Source organism: Lysinibacillus sp. FSL W8-0992, assembly GCF_038008685.1.
GTDB lineage: Bacteria > Bacillota > Bacilli > Bacillales_A > Planococcaceae > Lysinibacillus.
The window spans coordinates 3,288,472-3,305,701 of sequence record NZ_JBBOZQ010000001.1 but is presented as its reverse complement, the minus strand read 5'-3'; the positions used below and the strand labels follow the sequence as shown (position 1 = coordinate 3,305,701).

Genomic DNA, 17,230 nt, shown 5'->3' with positions numbered 1-17,230 from the left:
CAACTTTAACCGAACAGCTATATCTGTAGTCTCATAATCCTATTAAATGCAATGCAAGTATGAAAATCCCCAAGACGCCAAGGGGACTGTTCTTAAGGATATAAAAAAATAACTTGGTTGTTTAAGAATTATTTCAACCTAATTTTTAAAATAGAATGATAAAGGAGAACTAAGTTTATGGAAGTTTCAAAGGGTGTAGAAATTCTGGAGCTCGAATTTAATGGAATCATCATTCATCCAACTCTTTTATGGGATCAGGAAATGGCTGTGTTAATAGATACTGGATTTCCGGGACAATTTGAAGATTTGCACGTTGTAATGGAGAAGGTAGGGGTATCGTTTGATAAACTAAAGGTTGTCATTTTAACGCATCAGGATATCGATCATATAGGCAGTCTCCCAGAAATATTGCAGGTTTGTGGAAGTAATATTAAAGTTTATGCGCACGTACTAGATAAGCCTTATATCGAGGGGGATTTGCCTCTTTTGAAAGACGGGCACATAGAAAACCCACCTAAAGGAATAGTGAACGACACTTTAAAAGATGGTCAAGAATTGCCGTATTGCGGAGGCATTCGTGTTATCCATACGCCAGGGCATACGCAGGGTCATGTCAGCCTATACTTCAAACAAAGTAAAACGCTTGTTGCTGGAGATTCGATGTATAGTGAGAACGGAGTATTGAGGGGAGTTCATGTTCCAACGACATTGGATATAAGGGAAGCTCAACAATCTTTAAAGAAATACTTAGAGTTAGACATTGAATCGGTAGTTTGTTACCACGGCGGATTGAGTAAGGGAAATATTAATGAGCAGATTTGGAACAACTTAAGAGCATCTCTAACTGATTAAAGGCCATTCTTTTATTGGAAAATGAAAAGTCGCCTTCCTGTATAAAAGCTAATTAAATAAAAAAGTTGATGAATAGTTTACGGTGTGCTTTCAAATGTAAGAAGGAACTATAATTTCTTCAATTAATTGATCAAATCGTTTAGTTACACGTATAAGGGGAGTGTCAATATTTTTGAGTAAATGACAATTCAATCTTTTCAAGTAAATCTACACATTATTATTTTTTATAACCCTGTTCGAATGATTATTTTTGGTTTTAGGAGGGTTTAACCCTTCCTAAAACCAAAATTTTTCGCTTCTCGTTCTCTTGCTTTTTAAAAACCTTAATCACAGTTATTTTATTCTTCTATCATTTATATTTTTGAGCTTGTAACTTATATAACTCTGCATAGTGTGCCTGGTTTTTTATTAATTCATCATGAGTACCGATCTCTACGACCTTTCCTTTTTCTAAAAAGATAATGTTATCAGCAAAGCGGGCGGTGCTTAGTCTATGCGAGACAATAATTACTGTTTTTCCATAAGCTAATTTACGTAATTTTTCGAAAATCTCTTCTTCAATAAAAACATCTAATGCAGATGTAGGCTCGTCAAATATAAGTAGATTTGCTGACTCATGTCTCATAAAAGCACGAGAAAGAGCAATACGTTGCCATTCCCCCCCAGATAGATTTTTTCCACCAAATAGTCTTCCAAGTTCAGTTTCATATTTCTTTTCAAGCTTATGTAAAAACTGATTGGCACCTCCAAGGGAAGCAGCCTTTTCAATACTCACTAAATCATTAAATTTAGAAATTTTACCTACACCAATATTTGATTTAAAGTCCATTTCGTATCGGAGAAAATCTTGAAAAACTGCTGTTGAATTTAACCTGAAATTCTCAATATCATAACAACTTAACGGTAAGGTATTGAAGTGAATTGTTCCTTCATTTGGATCAAAATATCGTAGAAGTAACTTAATAATAGTACTTTTACCCGATCCATTTTCACCAACTAATACTGTTATTTTTCCTTTTGGAATTTGCAATTCCTCAATCTTTAATACTTCCTTTTCGGCATTATAGCTAAATGTTATTTTGTTAAGTTCATAGCCTTTATCTATAGCATCATCAGGTAAAGTATTTCCAGATTTAATTTTATTTTCGCTTGTTAAGAAAGAAACTATTTTTCTTAAATGTCTAGTTTCTCTAGGTCCAATTGCAAATACTGCGAATAATTCATTTGTACCTTCATTGAATTGAATGATTGCTCCTATAAACAGCAGTATATCTCCAGAGGATAACTGACCTTGAAGAGCTTGCTGTACAATATAAATTAGAATACCACCAGCAACCATCGACTGTAGCAGGGACCAAAAAAACTGATGAAGGGTCAGCTTTTTTTGATCGTTTGAAATAGTTTGTAATAAATGTTTGGCAGTACTACTATAACGGGACTTGAAAAAGGGGACAAGATTAAATACTTTCATCTCGCCTGCTGTTTCATGCATAAGAGGAGTACATAGATAATATTCTGCACGTCTCCTTAACTCTTGTATCTCTTCACGTCCCTCAAAAGTCAAATTATTAATTTTTGCTTCCAAATACATTTTGGGAAAGGATAAGAAAAGAAATAAAATAGGAGCCCAAGGTGCAAACATTCCGATTAATGTACTTCCAGCAATAATCAAAGTAACACCGCTTAAGAGTTGAGTTACGATGGTAATCCACATATTAACAAAATACTCATTATAACGGACAATTTGAGTTCTAGAATGGAAAGATGCTTGTTCAAAAGGAGTAATATCTGGAAAGGAAATAGCTCTGGTAATGAGTAATGTATCAATATGAGCTTGAAGTTTAAAGGTAAACAGTCGCTTTTGCATCTCAACTACTGGTTGAAGAGCGTCTATTATTAATGTAAAAGTAAAATAGACTACAGCCATCCATATTAAAGTGTTCCAAGAGAATAAATTAAAGGAGGTAAGTGTAATTTCATCCAAAATCTTAGCGCTTAACCAGATAAGTAGCGGACCAAGTAAAGATTCTAATAATATCATGAAAAATAGGGAGCATGTTTTAAGTTTGTCACATTGCCAGAATAAGTTTAAACCATATAAAATTACAGAAGTTGTTTCGGGTAATTTTAAAATAGCTTGTTTAATTTTTAGCAAAAGACCTCATCCTTCCCTAGAAAAGATTTAGCTTGTAGGCGGAACATTTTTGCATATTCCCCATTCTTTTTGAGAAGAGTTTCATGGCTTCCTTCTTCTATAATCTTGCCATTCTTCAGTACAAGAATACGGTCAGCTATTCTCACAGTACTGAAGCGATGTGAAATCATAATAACGGTTTTGCCATGTGTAAGTTTCTTAAACTGTTGGAATATATCATATTCTGCTCTTATATCCAACGCAGCAGATGGTTCGTCCAAAATAACTAATCCTGCCTGTCTCATAAGCGCTCTAGCTAAAGCAATTCTTTGCCATTGTCCACCTGAAAAGTCAATACCTCCCCATTCAGGACCAACCATTGTGTCAAGGTTTTCGGGTAATTCAGCAATAGTTGTTTCCAATTTTGCTGAGTGTACTGCGTGTAAAATTTTATCATCATTATGCTGGGCGTTTAAATCACCAAGGGCAATGTTTTCTCTTATGGACATTTCATATCGCCCAAACTCTTGGAATACCACTGAGATTTGCTTTCTTAGCTCGTATAAATCGAGATTACGAATATCAATACCGTTCACCTTGATCTCGCCTTGATTAAATTCATAAAAACGGCAAAGCAATTTGATAAGTGTTGTTTTACCAGAGCCATTAGCACCCACAATTGCCACCTTTTCACCCGGAGAGACTGAGAAATTAATACGATCTAAAACATATCCAGTATTCTTAATAGAATCTTTATCAGTATCTATATAAGGGTCATCATAGAAATGTGCCTCTTCTGTTTCCTCTATGTCTTCCTTAGATGATTGATAGTGGCCTTCCTCTTGAACTGATTCCTGATATGGATAGCGAAAACACACATCTCTGAATTCGATTGATAGGGCACCTTCACTAGCAATAGGAACTGGTTTAGAAGAAATTTCAATATCCTTTTCAGCTTTCATAAAAAGAATAAAATCTTTTCCCATTCTCCATAAATCAATAGTATCCGCACCTTCTTTAGCAATATCTCTCATAGAAACAGATAATTGAAATACGGCACCTAAGTACAAAGCAAAATCTCCAATAGACATACTCCCTGAACCGGTCTTCATTAATATCCAAAAGTAACCAATTCCTGTTCCGATTCCTGATAAAAAACTTGTTAACACAGTGCAATTAGAACCTTTTATCTGAATTCTACTAAAGGTACTATATAAATGTTCAAAAGTTGATTTATACATGTTATAAAAGAAGCTTCCTAAACCAAACAAGCGGACTTCCATTGCCGAACGTCTGCCAAGTAATAAACTCCGGATGTAATCCATTTTCCTTCTTAACAGTGCATACTCTTTGGCATAATCCCATTCCATCTCGTTGTAACGGTTTTGTACAAAAGCAAATGGACCAGTAGACAGAACAAGTAGTAAAGCTAGCACTGGGGAAAAATAGACTATAACTAAAATGATTCCAATCGACGAAAGTATTGCAGTAATGAAATTTGCACTGATCATAATTAATTGGAAAGGTAACCAAGTAGCGTGATCCCGTAACGTTTCAAGCCTATCTCTATACTGGGGGTCTTCGAAGAAACGCATACCTGGAATACGTTCAAAGGCATCAAGTAAAAAACTATTAACGGTAATCATGGAGCGTTCCGCAAGTAATGTTTTTACCCATGATTCTATAGATTTTACTATATTTAGAATAATTAAACTGAGGGCATAAGCTATAGCCCATAACTCTGTATAATATAATTCATTTTGTTCAACAATACCGTCAATTATTTTTTTAGAAACGTATAATTGAATGATAGGGATGGTGGCATCCACTACAATAAAAATAACTATGCAAAGTGTTAGTAGGGGTCCGGATTTCCAAACCATATTAAGAAGTAGTGTAGAAGTTTCTCTGGCACTTTTCAGATAATTCCATTGTCCTTTACATCGCCATTTCTGTTTACGCACCATTTTTTCACCTTTATTGTAGTCATATTATTTAGCTATGGGAGTAAAAACGCTATTTTTCTCCCAAATTTAAAGTCTCGATATCACCTAATAGACGTGGTTTAATAGGACGGGAGCGTTCGAGCACATATTCTTTTCCTTTTTCCATTTCTTGTAGCCAAATCTCCAAATCAATAATGGCTCTCATATATTGATAGCCCATGCCTAAATCATTATTTGGATCTTCCGAACGAATAGCCATAGCAAGTAAATGTTTCCAAAATATATCTCTTTTAATAATACCAAGTTCTGCAACTTGTAAATTTTTCTTCTTTTTATCAAATAACTGCAGAATTTGTTTACGGTCATTAAAAAAACTTTTTCTTGCCATATGTGAATAGGTTGTTTTTGATGTGCGATTGTACATGTATGAAGGTAAAATATCAACATAAGCTTTACGTAAGAGCATTTTCGACCCAGCATACTTTTCAGATTTTCCTTGTATGATGTCGAAATGCTGTTCAGGAGGTACAGAGAAAGAAAATTCAATAATTCGTCTATCTAAAAAAGGATGATATGTAGGTAGCGTGATACCAACAGAGTCCATATATCTTGCACGTGGCCAAAGAAAATCATAATGATATCTTTTACCCCAAGACCTGAGAGCCTTACTTTTTCTATAATTTAAATATTCCTCTTTATTAATTTTTTTTTCTCGTTTCAAATGTTCAGCTGTAAAAAATTCTGGTAACTCGTATTCTTTATCTGACCATAATAAATTATAATAAAGTTTTTCGCCTAAATAAGGAATAAATGGAGAAATACCGTATTGTAAACCGAATTTAAACATTTGTTTAATATTTCCTCCAGACCATTTTTTTAATAGATAAAATAGTTCAGAAAAGCGTTTCTGTCGTATAAAAGAGTCAATTATAGCTTTTTCTCCACTAAAAATAAAATCGCCACCTTCACCTGTTAGAACAGATAAAGCATCATATTCTTCAGCAATTTTCGTGAAAGTTTCATTGACTAAGGCATTTGCTCTAGGTTCTGGTCCATCAATGAACCAAAGTGGGTCTCTTCCTAATTCTGCATTTGGTATTTTAGCCGTTGCGTCAGCTAAAATAATAACACCAGGAATGCCTAATTCGTTTATCATATTTTTTACAAGATCCTTATCGTGACTAAGAATCATGTCGTTCTCTGTAAAAGAAATATTGACAGCAAGTAATCGTTCCGTATTGCCATCTGTAAGCGCTGCTGCTGTAACAGTAGCCGAATCGAGCCCACCACTTAGCTCAATAATGTGCTTTTTTCCTCTTAAACGATTTGCTGTAACCTCTTGAAACACCTCACGAAAGTAAGGAATGGCATCCATTTTTATTTCCGGTTGCTCAAGCAATTGAGGCATACCCCAATATCTTTTAATTTGTAATGAATCGTGATTCCATGTAGCAATAGTAGCTGGTGGGATTTTTTTAATACCTTTAAAGAAAGTAAGTTCCTCGAAATCGTTCTCTCCAACAGCAAAACCTGATGTAGGAAAGATCTTACAAATTTCCTCGTCTATAAGAAAGGGTATCTCAGTTATTAATAAAAGAGCTCGTATATCATTTGCAATAAATAATTCCTTTTCTTTGCTTATCCAATAATAAACAGGGCGTGTTGCATAGATATCTGTGGCAACAATAAAACCTAGATTCGTCTCATTCCAACAAGCTATCGTAAATTCACCGTAAGAATTACATAATAGTTTTTCCGGTTCATACTGTAGGGCGGTGAATAAATCTTTTCTTTGGTAATCTGGTAATGAATCAACGCCATCCGAATATATATGGAATTTTCCATCTATCCAACCATCGATTACTACTGGATGGGAAAAATTTTGTTGTGAATCGGAATTGTTAAAATTTATATTTGTATATTCAACCTTTATTTCTGCCATATGCATCATTTCTTTGTCCATAACATGAATGACATTTGCACGTGCCCAATGTGTTAAGTTTTCTAACCAATCATTCCATCTTTTGTGGTTCTTTCCTTGCATTACAATCCATATTTTCATAACGAGGACAATACCCACCTTTCAGTAAATTTACTCATATCATAGATTTGCAAAACTTTTAAATCTTCGATTTTATTGTTAGGATCAATCTTTTTTCCGTTTTTCAATTGTACCCAAGCGTGAGAAAATAACTTCTGATCGATTTTTTTAACACCTATTAATAAGTCAGATTCATAACCTCCACTGAACAAAATAGCTTGAATAGTAACTGCTATTGATACACATGAAGTAACAAGGTGATCATCTTCATCCAGTCTATAAAGTAATTGACCTAATCTATATAATTCGTCTATATCAATTTCATTTACCTTTCTATCAGTTGCACTTGCATAAAGGGGATACATATGAACAGCGATTTTTTCATAAGCTTCTTCAAAGTCATATTCCAACAGTATAAACCTTACAAATCCATGTATTGTTGTAAAATAACACTCATTCATAATAGGAAATCTGCCTCTCAAATGTCTCTTATTTTGATTAGTTGCTTATCTGCAAGCTCTCGTATAGCTTCGTACAGAATTTGAGCCAACTCTTCTTCAGTTTGGTTAAAATGTTTTTTCCACTTAGTAAGTATTATTTTTGTATCTTTGTACTCGTGTTCAATTTCTAACCAAAGCTCTTTCAGAGCATTTTCTAATCCGAAATATTGACCTCTTTTTAAATCAAGTATTATACATTCTTGATCCAAAACTGTCGTAGCAATTTCTTCCTTACGAGCAATTTTCATAAAAATACCGACCTTTTCTTATGTTTTTTTAACTAGGTATAGTAGAAAGGGGAAGAGAGTCAAAAGACTCTCTCATAACGAAATTTCATTAACCTTTTTTTCCACGGCCAAATTTACCATCACCTGGCTTACTTTTCTTAGAAAGGGTAACTGTTAAGAAGTCGCCATACTTTTTTACCTGAGCAGATTGTAACTTTTTCATGTTCTTTCACTCCTTCTTATTTTATAGATTAATGATCGGAAAAATAAATAAACCAATTATAAGTATAGTAACTTACAATGATTAAATAATTTTGCCTGTCAATGTTACCTCTGCTAGAAGGTCTATTTATAGAGTAACTCATAAAAATAACTTTAAATACCGTAAAGAAACCTCAAAAAAACCGCAAATTAATTACGGTATTACCCGAATTGATTTGCGGTTTTTGTAAGATTATTTTCTATTTAGTCAGCTTGGCTATTTCCTCTATTTTTTTGATTGCGCTAATTCTAGAATTAACATTTAATTTCTTGAAGATATTTGTTAAACGGTATTCTACAGTTCGTAGGCTAATAAATAATTCTGCTGCTATTTCTTTATTTGTTTTTTCTGCCATAACAAGCTTAAGAGTTTCAACTTCATCTTTGCTGAGATTATATTTTTTTAATAAGTGGTAACCCTCTAAAATATTTATACTATTATCAGGGATTTTTAATTGCTGTAGTAAATTTATTGGCATCATTGAGTTACCTTCTAAACTTGCTCTAATTGCCGCTATAAGTATTTCTTTTGATGCAACTTTATCAACAAAACTTGAAACACCTGAAGAAACTAACTTATTGAAGTGTGGTTCAATATCATACCCAGTATAAATAATAATGCTAGATTTAGGGGAAATTTTTGAAACTTCTTTTGCAAGTTCTTGGCCGTTTAATTGTGGCATGTTTAAATCAAATATAAATACATCAAATGTATGTGTTAATAAAATATCTAGCGCTTTTTTACTAGAGTTAACAAAAGTAACATTAAAATCCTTTTCTTGCTCTAGAATTAATTTTGTGCCTTCACCTACTAAGTTATGATCATCTACAACTAAAATTTTAATCAACTTTAGCCCTCCTTAGGAAAAATATTAGAAATTATTTGTAGTATTTTGTATAAAATATCGTAAATATATTTCTTGTGGAGTATTTAGATAAATTTTATCTTTTGCGTTGTAAGGTTTATATTAAACTTTATCGTACCTTTAGGAATAGACTTAGAGTGAGTATGATAATTGTTCTAATACTATTTACAATTAGCGTTTTATCGTCCTTAGTGATTGCACTTCAGACTAAACATATGTTACTTGTTTTTCTCATGGATTTATTTGTGTATGTCTACTTTTGCTTTTAACAGAAGGGGGTGTTGAAATCTTTTTTATTTACACTTACATAGCAATTGTATATGTTACCATTTTCTTAGTTAGTGATGAGGTTATCAAATATTTAGGTAAAAATAAGGTTCGTTTTTTTAACTAGAGCTCCTTGTATGGATACAGGAAGCTTATTTATTTTGACAAAATGTGCTTTTCTCATTATGATAAGATAAATGAGAATGATTATCATATAAAAGGAAGCTGAAGGATGTTAAACAAAGCAATCCCATTACACGAACAATTTAGTAATGGAGTGAGAAAAAAATGACGAACAAAATGGATCTATCGGCATTAACATGTGAAAAAATGCAAGATGGCACACTTGCTGTCAAAACGACAGAAACACTTATGATGTTAACGCAAAGTCGCTATAAAGAATTAATGCATATTGAACAATTGTATAATGCCATGCATATTGATTTAGATGAAAAGCAAATTGTATTGGAACAAGAGCGAAAAAATTTAAAAAAACAAAATACTAAGCTTACTGAAGACATGCAAAAATTGACACAGCAAAATGCGGTGTTACAAAAAAAGCTAACGGAGTATAATTGTGCCGTCGACGAGCTGAAGGAGCTCCGCCGACAAAATACCAACTTGCTGATTGAGCTTAGTAAATACACGGCCTTGTCTAGGGAATCTCTCTCGGGTCCTTTAAAATCGATGATTCGAGATATGCGGGAGCAGGGGGTAGGCATAAAAGAAATTCATATTCGCATTAAGCGACAAATTAATCCTGATATTAGTTATAGTATGGTACGAAAATATATTTCTGAGCTTGAAAATGAAAATAAAGCGTAATGTCAGGTGTTTTAGCAATAAACAATATGTTCATAGTAAAATTGTGCATTTACAGTTGCCGGTCAAAGTCCTATAATTAGTCTATTCTTTCACATTATAAATAAACGTCAAACTTGTGAAATTACGAGAGTGTCGTAATTGATTTAAGAAGAGTAGGAGAATTAAAGACAATGTCAAATGAGAAAAAAGGGGTATTGGCAGCGTTTTTTGCCTATGCCATTTGGGGAGCATTCCCACTTTACTGGAAACTACTTGAGCATGTGCCAAGTATGGAAATTTTATTAGGGCGTGTAATATGGTCCTTCGTCTTTACAGTACTAGCAGTCATTATTTTCGGTATGCGCAAAGATTTATTAGCTGATTTAAAATATTTATGGACACACCAGAAGATTTTTTGGCAGTTAGCATGTGCATCTTTTGTCATTTCAATGAATTGGTACTTATATATTTGGGCTGTAACCCATGAACATTTGATTGAGACAAGCCTTGGCTATTATATTAATCCACTATTGTCGGTCATTTTTGGTGTTGTCTTCTTTAAAGAGACATTAAGTCGGGCACAATGGGTTGCTACAGCCATTGCGTTTATTGCGGTTATCATACTAACTGTAAATTATGGTACAGTACCTTGGGTGGCGATTTTAATTGCCCTAACGTTCGCTATTTATGGGGTACTGAAAAAGAAAATTACACTTGATGCAACAAGGGGCCTAGCCATTGAAACTATGTTTATTCTCCCATTTGCGTTAGGCTATTACGTCTATTTATTTTCAACAAGCCAAGCATCTTTCTTACATGTTAATACACAAACAGATGTATTAATGATTGTGAGCGGTATTGTGACAGCTGTGCCTTTAGTTTTATTTGCTAAAGGTGCTCAAAATATTCCGCTTTACCTATTAGGCTTTATACAATATGTAGCGCCAACAATTGTTTTAATTTTGGGCGTGGTACTGTATAAAGAACCATTCAGTCAAGTTGAACTACTGGCATTCAGCATTATTTGGGTAGCCTTAATATTGTTCTCAGGTTCGAAAATTATAGAAATAAGAAAAGCACATCATAAATCTGCGTAACGAAAAGGACTTGTAGAGTACTCTACAAGTCCTTTCAGCATTTAGACAAGCATCAAGTAGTTAACTCTTGATGCTTTGTCATTTTTTATCCTTATAATGAAAAACTTGCTCAGTTGATTGGTACGGAGGGCGGTGACTCCAGCGGAACGCACACAATGTAAAACGCAATAAACCGCGCCGCGCGTTAGGGAGGGTTGCGGTTTACATTGTGTCGGTGGAAAGCGTCCGCCTGTAGCGGAAATCAACAGCTTCTACGGTTCCTTTAAGAATCGATTTGTGCTTTAATCGTAAAATACGTTTCCTCAATTTTTTGCTTATAAGGTAGGTCGATTAAATCTTTCGAATCAAGGTATGCTTTTTTGGCAATTTCGTAAGCAGTTGTTAGCTTGCCAAACTGTGCGTAGCATAGCGCTTTATAGGAAAAACATTCATTCATACTTAGTAAATCATAAGGGTGTGAAACTGAAATGGGGATTTCTGTAAAATGGGTAAATGTTGCTAGTGATTCTGTATAACGACCAAGTAAATACAATGATTTTCCCTTTTCAGCATAATAAAAGTTTTTATTTAATTTTGTTGAATCTGTAAGGGCATTAAAATGTTCAATTTCAACTAATGCTTTTTCATACTCATGTGTATAATTGTTATAATAATGGGATTTTAAGACGTATATAAAGGCATCGACATCATCTTGTTCAACAAAAATACGATACTGCTCCAACTTCATCATCATTTGGTCAGCCTGCTCGAAATCACCATCAATCATGGCACAATAGGAACCAATACGGTACAAATCATCGATATGATAAAACAGTTGGTTTTGATGGGCATGTTCAATGGTTTCGTTAATTAATTTTTTACCTGCCTCATGCTCACCAATCGCTAGCTGAAAAATACTAATATAATAAGACAATTTCCCCGTATCACGTGAATCTAGCTGATAGTTTTCGCGGGCAACTTCCTCTTTCACTTGTAAAATACATCGATAAGCTTCTTCATATAAGCGATTTTCTGATAAAATGCCAAGCTGGAGCATATAGGTTTTGAACCAGTGACTCCACAAATTGATTTCTTTAAATATTTGGCGCGCTTGTTGAAGCGGTGGTTCCCATGTCGTTAAGCCTGCAACGTACTGCGCATTCGCATAAATATATAATAAACGCCCAGCTTCATAGCTAAGTGGTAAATCGTCTATGTATGGGTGAATGATATCAACGATTTGCTGATGGTTGTCCGCATCGTCAAACTTTACCTCAGCAAACATAATTTCTACTTGCTCCAAAAGATGACGAATATCAGATGATGTCACTTGTTCAAGTAATTCGCTTGCTTTCACACCAAGACGTTCCGCAATATAATCTAAGCTTTCCATAGATGGCTTCGCTTTATCATTTTCTATTTGACTTAGCATACCTTTTGTTAGACGATCAGCAGCAAGTGCCTCTAATGTTAATTTTCGTTCTTTTCGTAATTTGCGAATCCTCATGCCTAAAGAGTCCACTGCCTCGCCTCCTTTCTTCACTATTAACAATAATAACTATTCTTCGCAAAGTCTATACATTTACCCAAAACAGCCGAGAGTGCTAGGTACGACCTAGAATTTTTTGTTTGTTTAATTATATTAAACTTTTTGTTGCAAGAAAAGTAAATGATGTGGTATATTTTGTTTAATGAAATTAAACTTTTAAATTTAAATAAAATATGGAGGGATTTTTTCGATGGATGAAGCAGCAAAATATAAAAAGGCGACCTATCATTTGTGGACCTTTACGGCAAGTAAAATGATTGCAATGTTAGGGTCACATGTGTTGTCCTTTGGTATTAGTTTGTATATTTTAGCGATGACAGGTTCTGCCACAAGCTTTGCAACAAACATGATTTGTTCCATATTGCCTAGGGCTCTCGTTGCACCATTAGCCGGTTATGTTGCAGATAATTATTCTAAAAAACGAACGATTTTATTAGCGCAAGCTGGAACGATTTTGACGATGGCAGGTTTACTGCTGTATACAGAGATGTTTGGTATGTCGGTCAATGCGATTTATGTGACAACAGTTTTTTATACACTCTGTTCTGCATTTTCAGGTGTAACCTTTACTTCAGCTATTGCTACACTTGTAAATCCAGAACGTTTACAGCGCGCAATGTCATTTAATCAAATGTCAATGTCCGTTGCAGCCGTTGGAGGTCCAGTAATCGGTGGGATGATGTACGGATTTTTCTCGATGGAAGTTTTTTTAATTGTGCATATGATTGCCTATGCGATTGCTTTTTGCTTAGAGGCAACGATGAATTTTAATTTGTACAGTACAAGAGGGGACGATGTTAAAACTGAAAAGATATGGAAAGGACTTGTTAGCGGCTTTAGCTATATTAAGCAACACAAAGTTATTAAAGTTGTGATGTGGTTATCATTGTGGATTAATTTATTTTTCTCAGCAATCGTAGTCGGTGGAACGTATGTGGTTATCGAGTTACTCAAGGTCAAACCTACTCATTTTGGTTTTGTTGAAGCGGCAGGTGCGCTCGGCATGCTAGTAGCTTCCATCTATTTTGCAACACGTGGCGAGATTAAAGTGCCACTTCGTTTTTCTAAATTTTGTTTATTGTTGTTATCAAGTAGCTTAGCATTTGCGGTTATCCCGTTAGTTACGGATTTTTCATATTCCATGATTGTTGTCTTTTATATTATGCTCTACTTCATTTTTGCAATTTTTGAAATGGGCGTAAATATGCCTCTAGGCGTATTTATGCAAAAGCTTATATCTGAGGAATACCGCGGACGTGTATTTGGTCTCATGGAAACTATGGCTATGTCCATGATGCCAATTGGTATGCTCGTTTATGGTATTTTGTACGATATGTTACCAGCAACAGGTATTTTACTTGTTACAAGTGCGATTATAGTTGTAATGACACTTGTATTACTACGCACAGCTGTCTTAAAAGAAGCTCACCCAGAATTTTACGAAGAAACGACGATGGCAGAAAGAGTAGCAAATTAATTACCCAAAAGGATAAATTCTATCAATGGTAACGGGAGATTAATGTAGATTTCATGGGTTTTATGGGCGATAACAAAGGTTTTTCTGAGCGGTAGTGAGAGGTTTACACTGAATAGTAGAAGTGTTACTAGCAATAATGCTTGTTCTACCTACAATAATACAAATTTCACCATAGTAACAGGCATGCATAGTTTCCCGTGCATGCCTGTGCTACGTTTATTGATCCTCGATGACGATATATGTTGCTTTAATAGGGCCGTGGACACCAACGACAGGAATCATTTCGATATCTGCGGAATTACTTGGACCCGTAATAAAATTAATACAGGAAGCAATATGTTCACCATTTTGAACTTTTTTGCTAATCCATCGAGCTGCTTGGGTAATTCGTGGAACAATTGTACTTTTAGGAATTAAAATAATCGACTTTTCGGGTAAAAAGCTAACCGATCTCCCTTTATGCTTGTCGCTGAATAGCACGGCGGTACCTGATTCGGCTAATGTCATCTCACTAATGGTTATACCGATGTTTGCTTTTTCAGCTTGTAGGATATTTTCCTCTGGCTGTGTCTCATTCCATACATAAAGTTGAATATTTGTTTGTGGCCATTGTGTATGCATCATATGTGATAATCCATAGTGATCAAAGCGTTCGTCTTGCCATGTGATGACAGACCGACCACCGTAGATATCTACGACTGCTTGTAAATCAGCTGCTAGATTAGCTGTATTGGTTATGAGCATATTTGTATTAATATTTTTACATTGTTCCTCTAAGACGGCTACTAAATCATCCTTTGTAGCATCTTTTAAAACACGGTCCTGTGGCTGATATTGCCAAATCGGCTTAGTTAATTCTGTTTTTGGTGCTCGTCCGAGTTGATTGGCAATATTAGATAAAAATGCATCTCTATTTAGAATGCTTCCTGCCATTATTCAGACCCTCCTTTAGTACGGTTGTTAAACCAGCTTCGGAAGTTTTCCTTATTCGGGGCAGGGAAATCCCTAGCTTCGGTCCATGCTTTTAATGGCCCTGGACCGTTTGAAATTTTATTGTCCTTTGTAAATGGTGACATAGCTGGCGATGCCATTTTCGTTGCCATCTTATATAAAGTAGGGGAAGAAGCACCTAAGCCGAACGCTTTCATGAGAAGCTTTTCAGACACTGGAGCCTTCCCTTCATTTTCAACGATGACTTGACGGTGCCGGTGTATCAGTTGATGCAATGGGATTTTGACAGGGCAAGCATCTGTGCAAGCACCGCATAAAGTAGAAGCATATGGTAACTCTTTGAAATCATCATACCCTCCCAAAAGTGGTGATAGTACAACACCGACTGGCCCAGAGTAAATCGACCCATATGTATGGCCACCAACATGACGGTATACAGGGCACGCGTTGATACATGCTGCACAGCGAATGCATTGTAATATAGGCTGGAATTCACCACCTAAAATATTCGAACGGCCATTGTCGACGATAACTAAATGGAATTCTTCTGGCCCATCTGTATCGTTCTCATCTTTTATACCTGTTAACGTTGTAATATAACTTGTTAGCTTTTGCCCAACTGCACTTCTTGTTAATAAACTGACAAGCACTTCCATTTCCTCAAATGTAGGAACAATACGTTCCATTCCCATCACTGTAATTTGTGTTTTAGGTAAAGCAGTTACTAAGTCAGCATTACCTTCATTTGTAACGAGCGTAATTGAGCCACTTTCTGCGATAGCAAAGTTACAGCCTGTAATACCAATATCTGCTGTTAAGTATTCGTTTCGTAGTTTTTCACGAACATAAAGTGCCAGTTCTTCCGGTTTTTCTGTTTTGTCATAGCCTTGTTTTTCTTTAAAAATATCACGAATTTGTTCTTTATTTTTATGCAATGCTGGCACGACGATATGAGAGGGTGGTTCATGGTCACCAACTTGCAAAATATATTCACCAAGATCTGTTTCAATCACTTCACAGCCTAGTTGTTCGAGAGCAGGGTTTAAATTAATTTCTTCCGTTACCATTGATTTAGATTTAACAATTTTCTTTGCTTGTTTCTCTATTGCAATCTGTTGGATATAGGTAGTTGCTTCTTCAGCAGTTTTAGCGAAATACACATGTCCACCACGTTTTGCAACATTTTCACTAAGCTGGTATAAGTAATAATCTAAATTGGCAAGTACATGTTGTCGAATTTCCTCACCATGGGAACGCCATTCTTCCCAGTGTCCAAGCTCATTTGCTTGTTGTAAACGACGTGTTTGAAAGCGTTCTTGAGCACTTGATACTGCGCCGCGCATAAAAGTATTTTCTAGCTCTTTCGTTACTCGCTGGTTAAACCTATCATCGCTTGTTTTCATTGCCATTCGATTATCCTCCTCTAAATGCAATTTATCGGCAGTTTAGCACTTCCGCAATATGCATGACTTTTATTGGTTTCCCTTGCCGCTCAATTCTACCGCCGATATTGATTAAACAGCCAGCGTCCGCACCAATTAAAATATCTGCTTCAGTTTCTTCCACGTTTTGTACTTTTTCACTGACCATTTCTCCAGAAATATTCCCCATCTTTACCGAAAATGTGCCACCAAAACCGCAACAGCGTTCTTTTCCTGGGAGCTCCACGTATTGTAAGCCTTTAACATGCCCTAATAATTTAATAGGAGCTTCTTTCACACCAAGCAGTCTGGTCATATGGCAAGAAGTGTGAAAAGTTGCCTTACCTTCTAAATGGGCACCTACATCTTCAATTTGTAAAACATTCACAATAAATTCAGTGAATTCGTATGTTTTTTCTGCTAATGCCTGCGCTTTATGTTCCCATATAGGATCTCCTTTAAATACTTCAGGATATTCTTTAAACATATAGGCACAAGAGCCAGAAGGGGAGACGACATACTCTGCATGTTCAAAAGCTGTAATCATTTTTTTCATAGCATTTTTGGATTCTTGGACGTAGCCGCTATTGTAGGCAGGCTGTCCACAGCAAATTTGATTTTCTGGAAAGTCGATGTCACAGCCGAGTCTCTCTAATACTTCAACGACAGCTTTTCCTACATCACCTTGAAACATATCGACTAAACAAGTCGCAAAAAGTGTTACTTTCATGCTCATCACTCCTTATGTGATAATTTCCTATTCAAACGATTAATCAACTGGTCATCAGATGACTTGGTATGTAAATAGATTGTTTTAATAATACTACAACCTTCTGGATTGTTGAAAGTGTTAATTGC

15 protein-coding genes are annotated in these 17,230 nt (G+C 35.3%); 4 read left to right on the top strand and 11 right to left on the bottom strand.

What is annotated here, in order from left to right:
- Positions 1-177: 177 nt before the first annotated feature.
- Entirely contained in the window at positions 178-852 is a 675-nt protein-coding gene (locus NSQ74_RS16650) for an MBL fold metallo-hydrolase (protein ID WP_340824789.1), read from the top strand.
- Between the two features lie 349 nt (positions 853-1,201).
- On the opposite strand, the gene NSQ74_RS16645 is transcribed toward NSQ74_RS16650, so the two are convergent.
- The 7 genes from NSQ74_RS16645 to NSQ74_RS16620 all read right to left on the bottom strand — a co-directional run bounded on the left by NSQ74_RS16645 (position 1,202) and on the right by NSQ74_RS16620 (position 8,809).
- Positions 1,202-3,007 (bottom strand): ABC transporter ATP-binding protein, encoded by a 1,806-nt coding sequence (locus NSQ74_RS16645; protein ID WP_340824788.1) that lies wholly within the window; start codon positions 3,005-3,007, stop codon positions 1,202-1,204.
- On the bottom strand, positions 3,001-4,953 hold the full coding sequence (locus tag NSQ74_RS16640; protein ID WP_340824787.1) for an ABC transporter ATP-binding protein: 1,953 nt from the start codon (positions 4,951-4,953) through the stop codon (positions 3,001-3,003). The genes NSQ74_RS16645 and NSQ74_RS16640 overlap by 7 nt, the downstream gene beginning before the upstream one ends.
- A 49-nt stretch (positions 4,954-5,002) precedes the next feature.
- On the bottom strand, positions 5,003-6,994 hold the full coding sequence (locus tag NSQ74_RS16635) for an asparagine synthetase B family protein (protein ID WP_340824785.1): 1,992 nt from the start codon (positions 6,992-6,994) through the stop codon (positions 5,003-5,005).
- On the bottom strand, positions 6,991-7,434 hold the full coding sequence (locus tag NSQ74_RS16630) for a lasso peptide biosynthesis B2 protein (protein WP_340824784.1): 444 nt from the start codon (positions 7,432-7,434) through the stop codon (positions 6,991-6,993). Before NSQ74_RS16630 ends, NSQ74_RS16635 begins: the two co-directional genes overlap by 4 nt.
- Positions 7,435-7,451: 17 nt before the next feature.
- Positions 7,452-7,721 carry a hypothetical protein gene (locus NSQ74_RS16625; RefSeq protein ID WP_340824783.1) on the bottom strand — a complete coding sequence of 90 codons (270 nt, stop codon included), beginning with the start codon at positions 7,719-7,721 and terminating at the stop codon, positions 7,452-7,454.
- An 88-nt stretch (positions 7,722-7,809) separates the two neighbouring features.
- Entirely contained in the window at positions 7,810-7,923 is a 114-nt protein-coding gene (locus NSQ74_RS23440) for a lariocidin family lasso peptide (protein WP_445669067.1), read from the bottom strand.
- A 238-nt stretch (positions 7,924-8,161) separates the two neighbouring features.
- Entirely contained in the window at positions 8,162-8,809 is a 648-nt protein-coding gene (locus tag NSQ74_RS16620; RefSeq protein ID WP_340824781.1) for a response regulator transcription factor, read from the bottom strand.
- Positions 8,810-9,382: 573 nt separating this feature from the next.
- Here NSQ74_RS16620 and NSQ74_RS16615 point away from each other — a divergent pair.
- Both NSQ74_RS16615 and rarD read left to right on the top strand, forming a co-directional pair.
- Positions 9,383-9,919 (top strand): hypothetical protein, encoded by a 537-nt coding sequence (locus NSQ74_RS16615; RefSeq protein WP_340824780.1) that lies wholly within the window; start codon positions 9,383-9,385, stop codon positions 9,917-9,919.
- Positions 9,920-10,089: 170 nt separating this feature from the next.
- A complete protein-coding gene (rarD, locus tag NSQ74_RS16610) occupies positions 10,090-10,995 on the top strand; it encodes an EamA family transporter RarD (RefSeq protein ID WP_340824779.1) in 906 nt (301 codons plus the stop codon).
- Positions 10,996-11,257: 262 nt separating this feature from the next.
- Here rarD and NSQ74_RS16605 read toward each other — a convergent pair whose 3' ends face one another.
- The gene (locus NSQ74_RS16605) at positions 11,258-12,496 is read right to left on the bottom strand and encodes a helix-turn-helix domain-containing protein (RefSeq protein WP_340824778.1); all 1,239 of its coding nucleotides are present in this window, start codon (positions 12,494-12,496) and stop codon (positions 11,258-11,260) included.
- 217 nt (positions 12,497-12,713) lie between these two features.
- Here NSQ74_RS16605 and NSQ74_RS16600 point away from each other — a divergent pair, with 217 nt between their 5' ends.
- Positions 12,714-14,000 (top strand): MFS transporter, encoded by a 1,287-nt coding sequence (locus NSQ74_RS16600; protein ID WP_340824777.1) that lies wholly within the window; start codon positions 12,714-12,716, stop codon positions 13,998-14,000.
- 216 nt (positions 14,001-14,216) lie between these two features.
- Here the strand turns inward: NSQ74_RS16600 and NSQ74_RS16595 are convergent, their stop codons facing one another.
- Genes NSQ74_RS16595 through NSQ74_RS16585 form a run of 3 tightly spaced genes read right to left on the bottom strand, consistent with a single transcriptional unit; the run spans position 14,217 to position 17,102 of the window.
- Positions 14,217-14,933 (bottom strand): LutC/YkgG family protein, encoded by a 717-nt coding sequence (locus NSQ74_RS16595; RefSeq protein WP_340824776.1) that lies wholly within the window; start codon positions 14,931-14,933, stop codon positions 14,217-14,219.
- The gene (locus tag NSQ74_RS16590) at positions 14,933-16,360 is read right to left on the bottom strand and encodes a LutB/LldF family L-lactate oxidation iron-sulfur protein (RefSeq protein WP_340824775.1); all 1,428 of its coding nucleotides are present in this window, start codon (positions 16,358-16,360) and stop codon (positions 14,933-14,935) included. The genes NSQ74_RS16595 and NSQ74_RS16590 overlap by 1 nt, the downstream gene beginning before the upstream one ends.
- A gap of 25 nt (positions 16,361-16,385) precedes the next feature.
- Positions 16,386-17,102, bottom strand: coding sequence for a (Fe-S)-binding protein (locus tag NSQ74_RS16585; protein WP_340824774.1), 717 nt, complete (start codon positions 17,100-17,102; stop codon positions 16,386-16,388).
- Positions 17,103-17,230 lie beyond the last annotated feature (128 nt).